The sequence below is a fragment of the Brachybacterium squillarum M-6-3 genome (assembly GCF_000225825.1).
Classification (GTDB): Bacteria; Actinomycetota; Actinomycetes; order Actinomycetales; family Dermabacteraceae; genus Brachybacterium; species Brachybacterium squillarum.
In genome coordinates, this window is the sequence record NZ_AGBX01000001.1 from 855,780 (window position 1) to 872,171 (window position 16,392).

13 protein-coding genes are annotated in these 16,392 nt (G+C 75.5%); 3 read left to right on the forward strand and 10 right to left on the reverse strand.

Going from position 1 to position 16,392, the window contains the following annotated elements:
- The first annotated feature begins 27 nt into the window (after positions 1-27).
- Together uxaC and OM98_RS03770 are read left to right on the forward strand one after the other, a co-directional pair.
- Entirely contained in the window at positions 28-1,455 is a 1,428-nt protein-coding gene (gene uxaC / locus OM98_RS03765; protein WP_010533244.1) for a glucuronate isomerase, read from the forward strand.
- On the forward strand, positions 1,452-2,720 hold the full coding sequence (locus OM98_RS03770) for a mannitol dehydrogenase family protein (RefSeq protein WP_010533245.1): 1,269 nt from the start codon (positions 1,452-1,454) through the stop codon (positions 2,718-2,720). The genes uxaC and OM98_RS03770 overlap by 4 nt, the downstream gene beginning before the upstream one ends.
- A 199-nt stretch (positions 2,721-2,919) precedes the next feature.
- Here the strand turns inward: OM98_RS03770 and OM98_RS03775 are convergent, their stop codons facing one another.
- From OM98_RS03775 to OM98_RS03820, 10 genes are all read right to left on the reverse strand, one after another.
- A complete protein-coding gene (locus OM98_RS03775) occupies positions 2,920-5,838 on the reverse strand; it encodes an FAD-binding and (Fe-S)-binding domain-containing protein (protein ID WP_033194957.1) in 2,919 nt (972 codons plus the stop codon).
- Positions 5,835-6,800: an N-acetylglucosamine kinase gene (locus OM98_RS03780; protein ID WP_010533247.1), complete on the reverse strand. Its 966-nt coding sequence runs from the start codon at positions 6,798-6,800 to the stop codon at positions 5,835-5,837. Before OM98_RS03780 ends, OM98_RS03775 begins: the two co-directional genes overlap by 4 nt.
- Positions 6,797-7,708 carry an N-acetylmuramic acid 6-phosphate etherase gene (locus OM98_RS03785; RefSeq protein ID WP_010533248.1) on the reverse strand — a complete coding sequence of 304 codons (912 nt, stop codon included), beginning with the start codon at positions 7,706-7,708 and terminating at the stop codon, positions 6,797-6,799. The genes OM98_RS03780 and OM98_RS03785 overlap by 4 nt, the downstream gene beginning before the upstream one ends.
- Positions 7,709-7,710: 2 nt before the next feature.
- Complete coding sequence (locus OM98_RS03790) at positions 7,711-9,216, reverse strand: sodium:solute symporter (protein ID WP_010533249.1); 1,506 nt, start codon at positions 9,214-9,216, stop codon at positions 7,711-7,713.
- A 1-nt stretch (position 9,217) separates the two neighbouring features.
- Positions 9,218-10,414, reverse strand: coding sequence for an anhydro-N-acetylmuramic acid kinase (locus OM98_RS03795; protein ID WP_010533250.1), 1,197 nt, complete (start codon positions 10,412-10,414; stop codon positions 9,218-9,220).
- A complete protein-coding gene (locus OM98_RS03800; protein ID WP_010533251.1) occupies positions 10,411-11,133 on the reverse strand; it encodes a GntR family transcriptional regulator in 723 nt (240 codons plus the stop codon). Before OM98_RS03800 ends, OM98_RS03795 begins: the two co-directional genes overlap by 4 nt.
- A 204-nt stretch (positions 11,134-11,337) precedes the next feature.
- Positions 11,338-12,825 (reverse strand): gluconokinase, encoded by a 1,488-nt coding sequence (locus OM98_RS03805; RefSeq protein ID WP_010533252.1) that lies wholly within the window; start codon positions 12,823-12,825, stop codon positions 11,338-11,340.
- Between the two features lie 339 nt (positions 12,826-13,164).
- The gene (locus OM98_RS03810; RefSeq protein ID WP_010533253.1) at positions 13,165-14,400 is read right to left on the reverse strand and encodes a Dyp-type peroxidase; all 1,236 of its coding nucleotides are present in this window, start codon (positions 14,398-14,400) and stop codon (positions 13,165-13,167) included.
- Positions 14,397-15,074 (reverse strand): copper chaperone PCu(A)C, encoded by a 678-nt coding sequence (locus tag OM98_RS03815; RefSeq protein ID WP_010533254.1) that lies wholly within the window; start codon positions 15,072-15,074, stop codon positions 14,397-14,399. The genes OM98_RS03810 and OM98_RS03815 overlap by 4 nt, the downstream gene beginning before the upstream one ends.
- A 283-nt stretch (positions 15,075-15,357) precedes the next feature.
- On the reverse strand, positions 15,358-16,017 hold the full coding sequence (locus OM98_RS03820) for a hypothetical protein (protein ID WP_010533255.1): 660 nt from the start codon (positions 16,015-16,017) through the stop codon (positions 15,358-15,360).
- Between the two features lie 52 nt (positions 16,018-16,069).
- Between OM98_RS03820 and OM98_RS03825 the strand changes: the two genes are divergently transcribed.
- Positions 16,070-16,390, forward strand: a complete 321-nt coding sequence (locus OM98_RS03825; RefSeq protein WP_050812636.1) for a DUF1905 domain-containing protein — start codon at positions 16,070-16,072, stop codon at positions 16,388-16,390.
- Positions 16,391-16,392 lie beyond the last annotated feature (2 nt).

The window sequence follows — 16,392 nt, forward strand, 5'->3', positions numbered from 1 at the left end:
CCGGATCGTCGCACCCATGATGAGGGCATGAGCAATGAGGCCTATGTCCCGCGCCCGGACCGTCTGCTGCCCGCCGAGCCGGCGACGCGCGAGATCGCCCGCACCCTGTACGAGCGCATGCGGGACCAGCCGATCGTCTCCCCCCACGGTCACGTCGATCCGCGGCTGCTGCTGGACGACGAGCCCTTCCGCGACCCCACCTCGCTGTTCATCACCCCAGACCACTACGTGAACCGGCTCATGGTGGCCCGCGGCGTGGACCTCGCCGACCTCGGCGTCGGCCGGGGCCCGCTGGGCGAGGCCGACTCCCGGAAGGCCTGGCGGCTGCTCGCCGAGCACTGGCACGCCTACGCCGGCACCCCCTCGCGCTACTGGATGGAGCACGAGTTCCACGAGGTCTTCGGGCTGGACACGGTGCTCTCCCCGGCCACCGCCGACGCGATGTACGACCAGATCGCCGCGAAGCTCGCCGAGCCCGCCTTCCGGCCCCGCGCCCTGTTCGAGCAGTTCCGCATCCAGGTGCTGGCCACCACCGACGACCCCGTCGACGACCTCGTCGCCCACGACGCCCTGGCCGCTGACCCCGACGTCACCGGCCGCGTGATCCCCACCTTCCGGCCCGACAAGTACCTCGAGGCCGGCCGCGAGGACTTCCGTGAGCTCACCGAGGCGCTCGGCGCCGCCGCCGGCGTGGACACCGGCGACTACTCCGGCTTCACCGAGGCCATGCGCGCCCGCCGCCTGTACTTCCGCGAGCACGGCGCCGTCTCCACCGACCACGCCCACCGCGACGTCGGCACCCGGCGCCTCAGCGAGGCCGAGGCGAGCCGCCTGTACGCCGAGGCCCGCGACGGCCGCATCGACGTGCTCGGCGCGACCGCGCTGCGCCGCCACCTGCTGGCCGACCAGGCCCGCATGGCCGCCGACGACGGCCTGGTGATGACCATCCACCCCGCCGTGCACCGCAACCACCACCGCGGCATGTTCGAGCGCTTCGGCGCCGACGTCGGCTTCGACATCCCCCACACCGTGGACTACGTCGACGGCATCGCCCCGATGCTCAACGACGTCGGCATGGACCCCGGCTTCCGCACCGTCCTGTTCACCATCGACGAGACCGTGTTCTCCCGCGAGATCGCGCCGCTGGCCGGCGTGTACCCCTCCGTGTACGCGGGCGCGCCCTGGTGGTTCATCGACGCCCCCGACGCGATCCTGCGCTACCGCCGCGCGGTCTCCGAGACCATCGGCTACTCCCGGACCAGCGGATTCATCGACGACACCCGCGCCTTCTGCTCCATCCCCGCCCGGCACGACATGGCCCGCCGCATGGACGCCCATCATCTCGCGGGCCTGGTCGCCGAGCACCGGATGCGGATCGAGGACGCCGCCGCGATCGCGGACACCCTGCCCGATCAGCAGCCCCGCGAGGTCTTCAAGCTGGAGGAGGGCCGATGAGCGTCGCGCAGCCCGAGGGGCGCCTGGTCCACCTGGGCATCGGCAACTTCGCCCGCGCCCACACCCTGCTGGCCACCCAGCGCGCCAGCGGCTGGAGCGTCGTCGCGTTCACCGGCCGCTCCGCCGCGATGGCCGAGGCCCTCACCGCGCAGGACGGCCGCTACGGCCTCATCGTGCGCGGACCCGAGGACGACGAGGTCGAGGTCATCGACGTGATCGAGGCCGTGCACCCCGCCTCCGAGGTCGAGGAGCTGGTGGCCCTGCTGGCCGACCCGCTGACCGCCGTCGTCACCCTCACCATCACCGAGAAGGGCTACACCGCCGGCTCCGACCCGGCCGTCTCCGTGCCCGCCCGCCTCGCCGCCGGCCTGCGCGCCCGCCGCGAGGCCGGCGTGGAGGAGCCCCTCGCGCTCGTCTCCTGCGACAACCTCACCGGCAACGGCGTGGTGCTGCGCGAGGCCGTGCTCGCCGCCGCCGACGAGGACACCCGGGCCTGGGCGGCGGACCACGTGGACGTCATCTCCACCATGGTCGACCGCATCACCCCCGCCGCGGGCGAGGGCGCCGCCGAGCTGGTCCGCGAGCGCACCGGCCTGGACGACACCGTCCCCGTGGTCACCGAGCCCTTCAGCGAATGGGTCATCGAGGACGCCTTCCGCGGCCGCCGCCCCGAATGGGAGAAGGCCGGCGCCCAGCTGGTCGAGGACGTCGGCGTGCACGAGCTGCGCAAGCTCCGCCTGCTGAACGGCGCCCACACCCTGATGGCCTACGCCGGGCAGGTGGCCGGCTGCGAGCGGGTGGACGAGGCCATCGCCCATCCCGAGGTCCGGGCGCTGGTGGAGGCCCTGTGGTCCGAGGCCCGCTCCACCCTGCCACTGCCCGCGGACGAGCTCGACGCCTACACCGCGGCCCTCGAGGAGCGCTTCCGCAACCCGCGCCTGGCCGACCACCTGATCCGCATCGCCGCCGACGGCACCGTGAAGCTGCCCGTGCGCGCCCTGCCGGTGATCGCCGAGCGTGGAGGCCCCGCGCAGGCGCCCGGGGAGGTCGCGGCCGTCGCCGCCTGGACCGCCTGGGTCACCGACCGGGTCCGCGGCGGGCACGAGGTCGCCGACCCCCGGGCCGAGGACATCGCCGCCGCGGCCGCGGAGGGCACGGCGGACCGGGACCGGGTGGTCGCGCTGCTGGGCCTGCTCGGCGTCGGGGCCGGGGACCCCCTGGTCGAGGCCGTCCTCGCCGAGGAGCCCCGCCTGCCCCGGCCCTGAGCTGGGCCATACCGACAGGCCACGCATCCTCCCGGCTCGACAACCCGGCCCGTGCTCGGCCCCGGCACTCTGCCGGCCCCGTTCGCCCTTGCCCCGGGACTCGCCGACCCTGCCGATGGGGGGACGGCTCGGGATCGACGGGCGCGGGCCGGGTCGGGGCGGGGTGCGGGGGTGCTGGCGAGGGATGGAGAGATCCAGGTCAGGGGACGAGGACCTGGGCGGCCAGTTCGAGGAGGTGGCGGTAGTCCTTCCCGGTGGCACGGGTCAGGGCGATCTCGCAGGCCCGGTTGCAGGAGGCGTGCTCGGCGGCGTCGATCGCGGCGACCTCGGCGGCCTCCGCGCGGGTGGCGGCGGCGGTCAGCTCGGGGTGGAGCATCCCGCGGTCGCCGGCGAAGCCGCAGCAGCCCCAGTCCTGCGGGATCTCCACCTGGACCGCGACCGCGCGGGCCAGGGTCTCCAGCTCGCCGCCGAGGCCTCCCCGGGTGGAGGAGCAGGTGGGGTGCAGGACCAGGGACGGCACCTTCCGTGAGGGCTCCGGCTCCAGGCGGGGCAGCACCTCCCGCGTCACCAGCGCGACCGCGTCGATCACCGTCGCCGCCCGCGGATCGCCCCGCTCCTGGGCCTGCCGCATGATGCCGGCGACACCCTCCGTGCAGGAGCTGGCGTCGACCACCACCGGCAGCGGCTCCGCCCCGGGCCCCGCGGGCTGGGCGGCCGCGACCGCGTCGAGCACCCGCTCTGCCATCGCCTCGTGACCGGCGGCGAAACCCTTCGAGGACCAGGGGGTGCCGCAGCACAGGGAGTCGATGCCCTCCGGCACCCGCAGGGACACGCCCGCCGCCGCGCACAGCTCGGCCACCGCGGACTGCGCGCCCGGTGACCCGGCGGCCGGGGCGAACATGGCGCCCTGGCAGCTCGGCAGGAAGATCGCGGCCGGGATCGTGCCCGTTCCGGACGTCGGTGCAGGGGCGCGGTCGGAGGCGGCCCGGTCTGCTCCTGCGACCGAGCCGCTCGCGGCCTGCCGCGCGAGGGTGCTGCGGCGGGTGCCGCCGCCCGGCAGGTCCTCGCTCCACAGCGGGATCGTGTCGGCGCCCAGCAGCGTCCGCGCGGCGCGGTTCGGCGCGGTCACCGCGGCGGAGGGCAGGCGCGAGGCCACGTCGAGGGCGCGCCCGGCGGCGGCCGTGGCGGGGCCCCAGTGCCTCGCCGCACCCGTCCAGGCGGCGACCTCCAGGCGGTGGTGGTCCTGGCCGCGCAGGCGTTTGACCAGGGCGCCCGTGTCGATGCCGACCGGGCAGGCGGTCTGGCACATGCCGTCGGCCGCGCAGGTCTCCAGGCTCGCGTAGCGCTGCTGCGTATCGAGCTCTGCCACCAGGGCCTCGTCCCCCTCGGCGGCGGCGCGGGCGCGGGCGCGGCGGGCCACGATCCGCTGCCGCGGGGTGAGGGTGAGGTCGCGGCTGGGGCACACCGGCTCGCAGTAGCCGCACTCCACGCAGCGGTCCACCTCCTCCTCCACCCGGTCCACGGGCTTCAGGTCGCGCAGATGGGCCTCGGGGTCGCGGGTGAGCACCACCCCCGGGTTCAGCACCCCGGCGGGATCGAAGGCGTCCTTGATCGCCCACAGCATCCGCACCAGGGCGGGGGAGTACTGGCGGTCGATGAAGGGGGCCATCGCGCGGCCGGTGCCGTGCTCGGCCTTGAGGTTGCCGTCGTGGCGCAGCACCAGCTCCACCAGGTCCTCGGTGAAGGCCTCGAGTCGGGCGAGGGCCGCCGGGTCCTCGGTGCGCTCGGTGAGCATGAAGTGCAGGTTGCCGTCCTTGGCATGGCCGAAGATCACCGCGTCCTCGTAGCCGTGCTCCGCCAGCAGCGCGGCCAGGTCGCGGCAGGCGGCGGCCAGGTTCTCCACCGGCACCACCACGTCCTCCAGCAGCGCCGTCGTCCCGGCCGGGCGCGCCCCCGCCACCGTCGCGTACAGGCCCTTGCGCACCGCCCACAGCGCCGCCCGCGCGGCCGGGTCGCGGGTGAGCTCCGCGGAGCCGGCGGCGGTGGGCACGGTGGCGAGCACCGGTGCGGCCTCCCGCATCCGCTGATCCAGGTCGGCGGCGTCCTGCCCGCGGTACTCGACGAGCAGGGCGGCATGGCCGTCCAGCGCGAAGCCGGTCAGCGCCTGCGGGACCTGCGGGGCGCGGCGGGCGACCGCGAGGGAGGTGGCGTCCATCAGCTCCAGGGCGCTGGCGCCGCTGGCGACCAGGTCGGGCAGGGCGCGGGCGGCCTCGTCCACGCCGGCCAGCACCAGCAGACCGGTGGCGGCGTGGGCGGGGGCGGGCACCGTGCGCAGCACCGCCTCGGCGACGAAGCCGAGGGTGCCTTCGGAGCCGATCAGCAGCCGGGCCAGCAGATGCGGGAGCTCGTCGACCTCCAGCAGGGCGTCCAGGGCGTAGCCCATCGTGTTCTTCATGGCGAAGCGGCGCCCGATCTCGGCGCGCACGGCGGGGTCCTCCCGCGCCCGGTCCCGCAGGTCGTGCAGGGTGGCCAGCAGCTCCGGCTCCCGGTCCGCCAGCAGCGCCTCCGCGCCGGGATCGGCGGTGTCCACGACGGTGCCGGAGGCCAGCACCATCGTCATCGACTCCAGGGTGCGGGCGGCGTTGGCGGTGATGCCCGCGGCCATGCCGGAGGAGTTGTTCGCGATGACGCCGCCGACGGTGGCCGCGGCCTCGCTGGCCGGGTCCGGGCCGAGTGCCCGGCCGTGGCGGGCCAGGCGGGCGTTCACGGAGCGCAGCGTCGCGCCCGGCTGCACGCGCACCCGGGCGCCGTCGTCCAGCACCTCGGTCCGGCGGAAGCCGCGGCGGGTGTCGATCAGCAGGCCGGTGCCGGAGGCCTGCCCGGAGAGGCTGGTGCCGCCGGAGCGGAAGGTCACCGGCACGCCGTGACGGCGGGCGGCCCGCAGCACCGCCGCCATCTGCGCCGTGTCCTCCACCTGCACCACGAGCTGCGGGATCAGCAGGTAGTGGGAGGCGTCGTGGGCGCGGGCATGGCGGTCCAGCGCCCGGGAGGAGACCTGGTCCTCGCCGAGCACCCGGCGCAGCTCCGCCACCAGGGCGGCGGGGGCGTCCTCGCTCATGCCCACAGCATGCCCTCCTGCGGCGCGACGCGCACGGCGTGGGCGAGGCGGGCCAGGTGCAGCGCCCCGTCCAGCGGGGTCCCGGCCGCGGTGCGCACCTCGATCCCGGCGTCGCGGTCGCGGATCCGCTCGGCGAAGGCCACGGTCAGGGGGCTCGGCGTGCGGGCGAGGCCGCCGGAGAGGACGACGGTGCGCGGCAGCCCGGCGCCGAGGGCGGCGATCACGCTGGCGGCGGCCTCCTGCCCGGCGGCGCGTGCCAGTTCGACGGCCGCCGCATCGCCGGCCCGGGAGAGGTCGAGGACATCCTGCGCGAAGGAGGCGAGCACCCCGGCCCGGTCGGGACGCGGGTAGATCAGGGCGGGCCAGTCGGGGGCCTCGCCGACGCGGACCCGGGCCGCGGCCAGCAGCGCGGCCCCCGCGGGATCGAGGCCGTCGACGGTGCGCAGCGCCCGCTCCAGGCCGTGCCGCCCCAGCCAGGCGCCCCCGCCGCGGTCGCCGAGCAGGTGGCCCCAGCCGTCCACCCGCCGCCAGGGCGCGTGGGGCTGCGCCGCGGGTCCGGGATGACCGATGGCGATGGCCCCGGTGCCGAGCACGACGACGGCGCCGCCCTCCCCGGCCAGGGCCCCGAGGTGCGCGGTGACCGCGTCGGCAGCGAGCACCACCGGTGCGCCCAGCCGCTCCCGCACCGCCGCCACCAGAGCGGACGGGTCCCGCAGCAGGGAGGAGGCGCCCGTCGCGCCCAGGCCCACGGCCGCCACCTGCCCGATCCGCTCGGGCCAGGCGCGGGAGACCCGGTCCAGCAGCTCCTCGACGACCGCGGGCAGGGAGGTGCCGTCCGCGCCGAGCGCCACGCCCGGGCCGGAGACCTCGACGCGCTCGCCGGAGCCGGCCTCGAACCCGGCGAGGGCGGCCCGGCTGCCGGTGCCGCCCACGTCGATCCCGAGCAGCAGGGGCTCGGTCACGGCCCGGTCCCCGCCGCGACCGCGTCCCGCACCGAGCCGTCGTGCGCCGACAGCAGCCGGGCGGCCTCGGCGGGGTCGCGGCCCGTCAGCTCGGCGACGATGGCGGACTTCAGGTCCCCGTCGCTGGCCTCGAGCCGGGCACGGGCGTCCTCCGCCGCGATGCCGAGGGCCTCGGCGAGGATCCGCACGGTGCGTTCGCGCAGCTTCGCGTTGGTGGCGACCACCGAGACCATGAGGTTCTGCCAGGTGCGGCCCAGCGCGATCATGGTGGCGGTGGAGAAGCCGTTCAGCGCCAGCTTCTGCGCGGTGCCGGCCTTCAGCCGGGTGGAGCCGGTGACCACCTCGGGGCCGGTGTCCAGCAGCACGTGGATGTCGGCGATCCCGGCCAGGGACGCCGCCGGGTTGCTGGAGATCAGCGCCGTCACGGCCCCGGCCGCGCCGGCCGCTTCCAGCGCCCCGCCCACGTAGGGGGTGGAGCCGCTGGCGGCGATGCCGATCACGACGTCGTCGGGGCCGAGCCCGGCCACCACGGCCCGGCCCTCCCCGGCCGAGTCCTCGGCGTCCTCGACGGCGCTGACCAGCGCCGCGGAGCCGCCCGCGATGTGCCCGACGACGCGGCCGGGCTCCAGGTGGAAGGTGGGCAGCAGCTCGCTGGCGTCCAGCACCCCGAGCCGCCCCGAGGTGCCGGCGCCGACGTAGTGCACGGTGCCGCCGCGGCGCATCCGCTCCGCGGCCGCGTCCACCAGCTCGGCGAGCTGCGGCAGCGCCGCCTCGACGGCGTCGACGGCCACGCGGGACTCCGCGGTGAGCAGCGCCAGGCGCTCCCGGGTGCTCATGGCGTCGAGCTCGGCGCTGGCGTCCAGGCGCCGCTCGGTGGGCGGCAGGGCGCGGTCGGGGGTGTCCGGCATGGTCAGCGCACGCTCCCCTCGGCGGTCACGGGCACCTCGGCGGAGGGCCGCGGCGGGTGGGTGAGGGACAGCAGGCCGCCCACGGCGAGCGTGACCAGCACGCCCATCAGCGGGTACCACTGCCAGGCCACCCACACCTCGCCGGTCACGTACTTCTCCATCACGAAGAAGAAGGCGTTCACGGCGACGGCGAGCACGAAGGCCACGTTGGCGTCGCGGGCGCCGGCCCGCGTGTTGATGATCCCGAAGAGGAAGGCGCCGAGCAGACCGCCGTAGGTGATGCCGGCGACGCCCAGGGCGAGCACCACGATGTTGCCCTCGTCGGAGCGGAAGAACATCGCCGGGGCGATGAAGGCCAGACCCCAGCCGATGGTCGCCCAGCGGCCGTAGCGCAGGCCCTGCTCGTCGGACAGCGGGGTGCGGCGCAGACGGCCGATGACGTCGGTGACGGTCGAGGAGGACAGCGCCGACAGCGAGGAGGACAGGGTGGACATGGCGGCGGCGAGGATGCCCGCCAGCAGCAGCCCGGAGATGCCCGCGGGCAGGCCCTCGAGGATGAAGCGGGGGAAGATCTCGTCGTCGCGGGTGAGGGCGAGGTCCGCCGGGGTGGCCTGGTCGTAGTAGCCCCACAGGGCGAGGCCGACCAGCAGGAAGATCGCGAACTGCACGAAGACCAGCACGCCGGACCAGATCAGGGCCTTCTGCGCCTCCAGGCGGGTGCGGCAGGTCAGCAGGCGCTGCACGACGAGCTGATCGGAACCGTGGGAGGCCATCGCGAAGACGGCGCCGCCGATCAGGGAGGGGATCAGCCCGTTCGAGGCGCTGATCGGGTTGCCCTCCAGCACGAACATGCGGGTCTTGCCGGCCTCGGCGGCGTCGGTCAGCCAGCCGAAGCCGTCGGTGGAGGCCACCACGATGATGGTCAGCAGGCCGCCGGCGACGTAGAGGCACATCTGCGCCACGTCCACCCAGACCACGGCGGTGATGCCGCCGATGAAGGTGTACAGGATGGTGACGACGGCGAGCACCACGATGATCACGAAGTAGGAGGCGTGCAGCCCCATCCCGTCGAGGATGATCTTCACCGGGATCGCGGCGGCCAGCACCCGGATGCCGTCGGCCAGCAGCCGGGTGAACAGGAAGGTCACGCCCGCGGTGGTCTGGGTGCTGCGGCCGAAGCGCTTGCCCAGGTAGGCGTAGGCGGTGACCATCTCCCCGTCGTAGTAGCGCGGCAGCATCACCAGCGCCACGACGATGCGGCCGAGGATGTAGCCGAGGCCCAGCTGCAGGTAGGAGACGTCCCCGACGTAGCTCATGACGGGGATGCCGATGACGGTCAGGGCGCTGGTCTCGGTGGCGACCACGGAGAGGCTGACCGCCCACCAGGGCAGGTCGCGCCCGCCCAGGAAGTAGTCGGTCAGGCCCTTCTGGCGACCGCTGAGGCGCAGGCCCAGCCAGGCGGTCGCGGCCAGGTAGGCCACGATGACCAGCAGGTCGATGGTGTGCATGTCAGGACTCCTCGGTGGGGGGCGGGGTGTCGTGCAGGAGCAGGCGGCGCGGGGGCCGGGGCAGGGGATCGGGCAGACGCAGCGGCGCGGCGCCGGGGCTGAGGCGTCCGGCGATCGTGCTGCGGGCGGCGCCGGTGACGGACGGCAGGGAGCCGGGCAGGCCGTGCCAGGACAGCCAGCCCAGCAGCGCCATCAGGCAGGCCTCCTTGGCGCCCTCGGGCAGGCCGAGCGCCTCGTCGGTGGTGCGCAGGGGCACCCCGGGGCCGAGCTCGCGGGCCAGCATCCCCATCAGGGTGGGGTTGCGGGTGCCGCCGCCGGCCGCGATCACCGCGGTCACGCCGTGGGCACGGCAGGCATCGGCGATGGTGCGGGCGGTCAGCGCGGTGAGGGTCGCGATCACCTCGTGGCCGCTCAGATGCGGATGGCGCCGGAGATACCCGTCCAGGTAGGAGGCGTGCAGCTGCTCCTTGCCGGTGGACTTCGGGGCGGGCCGCGCGTAGTAGGGGTCGGCCAGCAGGTCCGCGAGCAGCCCCGCGTCGACGTCCCCGGCGGCGGCGAGGCGGCCGTCCCGGTCGCAGCCCTCCCGGCCCTCGGTGAGGCGGTGGGCCATCAGGTCGATCAGGGCGTTCGCGGGGCCGGTGTCGAAGGCCAGCGGCGCGCGGCCCGCCGCGAGCACGGTGATGTTCGCGATCCCGCCCAGGTTCAGCAGCGCCGTGGGGGCCTCGGGCTCCCCGAGCAGCAGGTGGTCCAGCATCGAGACCAGGGGAGCGCCCTGGCCGCCGGCGACCACGTCCCGGGAGCGGACGTCGCTCAGCACGGGCACCCCGGTGCGCTCGGCGATCCAGGCGGGCTGGCCGAGCTGCAGCGTCGCCGTGACGCGGCCGTCCTCGACGTCGTGCCGCACCGTCTGGCCATGGAAGACGATCAGGTCCGCCGCCGCGCCGGTCTCGGCGAGGACCTGCTCGACAGCCTCCGCGGCGGCGTGGCCGAGGCGGGCGTCGACGCTGCTGACCAGGGACAGCGGCACGTCCTCGGGGGTGAGCAGGCGCAGGATGTCGGCGCGCAGGGCGGGCTCGAAGGGCACCTCGCGGGAGGCCGGCAGGCGCAGGGCCAGGTCCTCGCCGGCGGGGTCGAGCTCGACCAGGGCCACGTCCAGGGCGTCGGCGGAGGTGCCGGTCATGAGGCCGACGATGATCACGGGGTCTCCTCGGATCGGGGGGCGGGGATGTCCAGCTCGGCGCGGATCGTGTACCGGTCGCCGCGGTAGACGGAGCGCACGAACTCGACGTACCGGCCCCCGGCATCGGTGGACGTGCGCTCGAACTGCAGGGCGGGGGAGTGGACGGGGACACCGAGGTCCCGTGCCTCCTGCACGTCCAGCACGGTCGGCTCGATGGTCTGGACCGCGTGGGCGATGCGGATGCCGTGGCGCTCGGCGAGCAGCGCATAGAAGGAGCGGTCCTCGAGGTCGGTGGCCTCCAGGTCCGGCAGCAGGGAGCGGGGCACCGTCAGCTCCTCCAGCGCCAGCGGCTCCCCGTCGGCCAGGCGGAGGCGGGTCATGGTGATGACCTCGGCGTCCTCGGTCAGGTGGAGCTGGCGGGCGATGCGGGCGCCGGCGGGGGAGACCTCGAAGGTGAGGGTGCGGGAGCCGGGGGTGAGGCCGCGGGCGCGCATGTCCTCGGTGAAGGAGGTGGCCAGCAGCGGCTGGTCCAGCTTGGGATGGGTGGCGAAGACTCCGGCGCCGTGGCGGCGGCGGACGGCCCCGCGGGCCACCAGGTCGTCGAGGGCGCGGCGCAGGGTCATGCGGGAGACGCCGAGCTCCTGGGCGAGCTCGCGTTCGGGCGGCAGCTGCTCGCCGGCGCTCATGTGCTCGAGCCGGTCCAGCAAGCCGTCGCGGATCGCGTGGTACTTGGTCACGGCCCCATTGAGCCACGTCACAGGGAGCAGATCAAGACCACTGGACTAACTTTTGGTCTCGATCCTGGTCTCGATCCTGGTCACGGCCGGGTCTCGGACGTGGTTCGGGGCGTGGTCCGGGGCGCGGAGTGGGCCGGGATGCCCGTCGCCGCCGCCCGTCCCGGGGGACGGTCGACGGCGACGAGCGGGAGCAGCCGGGCGGGCTCAGGCGAGGTCGGCGAGGGCCTCGAAGCGGACCAGGCGCTCGCGGTAGTGCTCGGTGTGCGCCGCGACCGGCTCGATGGTGCGCTGCACCGGCGCCTCGGCCGGCTCCGCCTCGGGGGCGGCCTGCTCGAGGGCCAGCACGGCCGCGCCGCGCATGGTGGAGCGGGAGATCGCGACGTGGTCGATGGGCGCGCCGAGGGCATCGGCCAGCAGGTGCAGCCAGGCGGGGATCGCCTCGGTCATGCCGCCCGAGAGCACGATCCGCTCCGGCTCCCCGCCGGCCTCGCGGAGCTGGTCGGCGATGCGCAGGAAGGACAGCGCCACGCCCTCCATCGCCCCGCGGAACATCTCCTCCGCGGTGGTGGAGGCGCCGACGTTCGCGAACAGGGCCCGGGCGCCGCCGCGCCACTTGGTGCCGCGCTCGCCGGAGAGGAAGGGCACCACCAGCGGCGTGCCCGCCGAGGGCGGGGCGGAGAACAGGGCGGTGGTGTCGGTCGCCGCGATGTCCTCGGGGATGGCGAGCTGGTGGCGGGACCAGTCCAGCACCCGCCCGCAGTCGCTCATCGCCGAGCCGACCAGGGTGCGACGGGCGTCGACCCGGTACGCCCACAGGCCGGACGGCAGGCGCGTGATCTCCGTGTCCAGCAGCTGCCGGATCGCGCCCGAGGTGGCGGTGGAGATGCCCCAGGTGCCCGCGCCCAGCGCGCCGACGCCGAGGTTCGCGGCCAGGCCGTCGCCGATCACGGGCACCCACACGGCGTCCGCGAGCTGCGGGAACTCGGCGGCCAGGGGGGAACCGGCCACGGGCAGGGCGCGGTCGGGGTCCAGCGGCTCGCCGAGCGCCTCCGCCTCGACGCCCGCGGCCTCCAGCAGCTCGGGCACGTACTCGCCGGTGCGGCGGTCGATCATCCCCGCCCAGGCGGCCGAGGCGGTGCCGAGCGCTGCGGTGCCCAGCAGGCGGTGCGCCGCGTACTCGCCCAGTGCCATGTAGCGGGCGGCGCGACCCGCGATCTCCGGGTGCTCCTCGCGCAGCCAGGCCAGGCGGGGCGTGGTGTACGAGGAGTGGAGGCGGGAGCCGGTGCGCTCGTGCAGGGCGTCCTCGTCCAGCCGCTCCCGCAGCGCCGCCACCTGGGCGTGGCAGCGGGTGTCCGCGTAGGTGATGCAGGGGGTCAGGGCGTCCCCGGCGGCGTCCACGGCCACCAGGGAGGAGGCGAAGGTGTCCACGCCGATCGCCGCGATGGGGCCGGGGATCGGCTCGCCCAGCACCACCCCGAGGGCGGTGCGGATCTCGGCCACGACCTGGTCGGCGTCGATGGTGCTGGTGCCGTCGTCGGCCACGGTGAAGGAGTGCAGGACCTTGTGCTTCGCGCCGCCGACCTCGCGGGCGCCCGCGTCGTAGACCGCGGCGCGGGTGCCGCCGGAGCCCACGTCGATGCCGACCACGAAGGGTCCCTGGGCGTCCTCGGGGGCGATGTTGAAGCGGGGCATCCGGGCTCCTCCTGGGGGTGGCTGGGCGGCGCCCGCCCGGGCATCCCTGCCGGGGGCGCGTCGGCCCCACCAGCATAGGGATCGCGGCCGGGCCGGGTCTGGGGCGGTCCACCAGTTGCCACCCGGGGGCACGGGCCGCCGGGCCCGGCCGCTCCCGCGCATACCCGCCTGCTGCCGGGCCCGCCCGTCGCCCGTGCTCCCGCCGGGCCCGCTCTCGCCATCCGCCCGCTGCGCCGCCGGCCTGTCCATGAGATGGACTCAGGAGGACACTCGCGCGTCTCGTGCAGGCGACTGTCTCCCTGAGTCCACCTCATGGACAGGCCTCGGGGCGGTCGGAGCTCAATCCAGCACGGACTGCCCCAGGTACTCGCCCTCGGCGCAGCCCGGCGGGATCGCGAAGACGGCCGAGCCGATCGGGGTGAGCCATTGGTTCAGCAGGTCCAGCTCGGCCAGGCGCCGCTGGATCGGCAGGAACTGCCCCTCCAGGTCCGCCTGGAAGGAGACGAACACCTGCCCCGACTCGGAGATCGCGTCCGCGCCCGCGGGCGGCGGCACGTCGTAGGAGTAGGGGCGGCGGTAGATCTCCTGGTGCTCGCCCTCGTCCACGCCGCGTGCGCGCCGCATGTGCGAGAACTCGGGGATCACCGAGAGCCCGTTCTCCGAGACGGCCTCGAAGTCGGGCTGGTCGCTCTCCGCGGTGCCGGTCAGCGGCGCCCCGACGTCCAGGGTGCGACCGGAGGCCTGCTCACGGGCCACCCGGTCCACCTCGTCCCAGCCGTCGAGGTCCATCCGGATGCGGCGCAGCACCATCGAGGTGCCGCCTGCGAAGGGCCCCTCGTCGATCCAGACCACCCGGGAGAAGTGCTCGCTGCCCGGCTCGGGGTTGGCGCTGCCGTCCACCTGGCCGAACAGGTTGCGCTGGGTGCTGCCGGGCCGGGTGACGCCGTGGGCGCGACGGACCCCGTGCTGCACCCAGCGCACGGTGGTGAAGGCGCGGGTGTCCTTCAGCAGCATCCGCGCCGCGTGGGCGACGGTGAGCGGGTCCTCGGCCGCGACCTGCAGCATCAGGTCCCCGCCGGTGAACTCCTCGGCCAGGTCGTCGATCTCGAAGGCCGGCAGCGGGGCCAGCCAGGCCGGCGCCTCCCGCTCGGCCCGCCGCATCAGCCCGGGTCCGAAGCCGACGGTGAGGGTGAGCCGGGCCGGACGTGCGGCGAGCTCCGGCTCGGTGTCGGCGAGGGCCGGCTCGCCCTGGGTGAGACGCGCGGCGTCGTCGGTGAGCAGGCGCAGCATCCGCAGCACGCCCTCGCGGTCCACCCCCTCGCGCAGATCCAGGCCGAGGAAGGTGGCGGCGGCGGGCGCCGGGGTCTCGACCCCGGCCTGGTGGACGCCGTGGAAGGGGACGGTGTCGCCGCCGATCAGCGGGTCGGCCGCCGCGGCGGGGGTGGACCGGAGCGCCCGGTCCACCCCCACCGAGGCCGCCCCCACGCCCAGGGCGCCGACGCCCGCGGTGCCGGCCAGCAGCAGCCGGCGCCGCCCGGGGTCGGTCGATCGCTCGGAACGGGGGGAGCGGGTCACTCGCCCTCGGCCTCCTCCGTGCTCTCGTCGTCCATGCCCTCGTGGTCCATGACCTCCATGCCGCCGACGTCGGAGCCCATGCCCTCCATCTCCTCCGTCTCCTCGGAGGAGTAGTTCTCCTCGGCGCCCGCGTAGTCCTTCACGGTGGCGGTGACGGGCACCTCGGTGCCGTCCTCGAACAGGAGCGTCAGCTCGACCTCGGCGCCGGGCTCGAGCGGCTCGACCAGGGACATGAACATGAGGTGGTTCCCGCCGGGCTCGAGCACCAGCTCGCCGCCCGCGGGGAGCGGGAAGCCGCCCTCCTTCTCCGACATGCTCATGCCGCCGGAGCCGTCGGACGAGGTCTCGTGCAGCTGCACCTCCGGGGAGGCCTCGGTCTGCACGCCGTTCAGGGTGAGGTCGGTGTCGGTGCCGTTGACGACGGTGCCGAAGGCGGCGGTCATGCCTTCCTCGGCGGCCTTCACCCAGGGATCGGTGACGGTGACCTGCCCGGTGGCGGCGCCGCCGTCGGAGGCCGTGGTGTCGGTGGTGTCCTCGTCGGAGCCGCCCGCGCAGGCGGCCAGGGGGAGCGCGAGCATCCCGACCAGGGCGGCCCGGCGCGGCAGCCGGGCGGAGCGGGACCAGGGGAAGGCCGAGGAGGGACGGGCGGAATGGGAACGGGTGATGCGGGACATGCGGGGTCCTTTCGGTGGGCTCACCGGGGCGCGTTCCCGTCCCGTGACGACGGGGCGCGGGGCCTCGGGTTCCGGACGCCGCGCGGCCGCGAGGCGACGCGCGACGCCGCGCCGGACAGCGGTGCCACGACGGGATGCGGAGGCCTCGACGGGTCGTCAGGGGCGCTCGGGCCCGGGACGGGGCAGGGACGAGCGTGGTTTACGGTGCGGTGAGCGGGGATGATCAGGGCGTGCCGATGCACGGCACGGTCTCGTGCCGCCGCGGGGCGGTCACGGGCAGGGGTCAGATCACCCGGGCCGGAGGACCCCGCAGGGCGTACGGGGTGAGCACGGCCCGCCGCAGGTGCGGCAGGGCCGGCAGCAGCGCCGGCGGGGCCGTGCGGGGCGGAGCCGTCGGGGCAGGGGAGAGGTCGGTCGGGACCCGACGGGCGAGGAAGCGCCAGAGCCGGGCCGTGAGGGCGGCGCCGCGCAGCAGCAGGGTCTCCCCGCGATGCAGCAGCACGGTCGTGACCAGCGCGGCCATCACGTGCCAGAGGGCCATCTGCACCGAGCCGTGGCCGACGTGCACCGCCGTCGCGGCCGCCTCGTGGGTGAGGGCGTGGCCGCCGGAGGACCCGGCCGTCGCGAGGTGGCCACCGTGACCCAGGTGGGAGCCGGGCGGGTCGACCATGGTCACGGCCCCGTCCCCGGCGGTGCCGAGCACGAACAGACCGTGGAACAGCGCCTGCGAGCCCAGCACCGCGGCGCCCATGCGGGGCAGCCCGAAGCGGGTGCCGGCCAGCACCGTGCACAGCGCCACGGAGAGCCACCAGGGCACCAGCAGACCGAGCGCGGTGGGCACCTCGCCGCCGCCGATCAGGTGACCGCCGAGCGCCACCGTGGTGGCGAGGGTTGCCGCGAGCGCGCCGCGCAGCAGGCGCAGCGGGTCGCGGGCAGAGGTCATGCCTCCATTGTGCCGCGCCCGGACGGGGCGGTACAGCGACGGGGCCCGGGCCCTGCGAGCGACGCCACCCCATCCTCGGGGCACGTATCTCCGCTTCGCCGCCACGGCGATCTCCTGGCGCGGGCCGGCACCCTTCGTCTTCGTGCCGGTGCCGCCGGAGGAGGCCGACGCTATCGCCGCCCTCGTCCCGCGCCTGACCTACGGCTGGGGCGTCATCCCGACCACTGTGCTGATCGGCGGCACCACCTTCACCACCTCGCTGTTCCCCCGCGACGGCGGCTACCTGGTGCCCGTGAAGGCCGCGGTGCAGCGGGCCGAGCAGCTGGGACCCGGCGACGAGGTCACCGTCGAGCTGCACCTCGAGGAGAGCTGAGG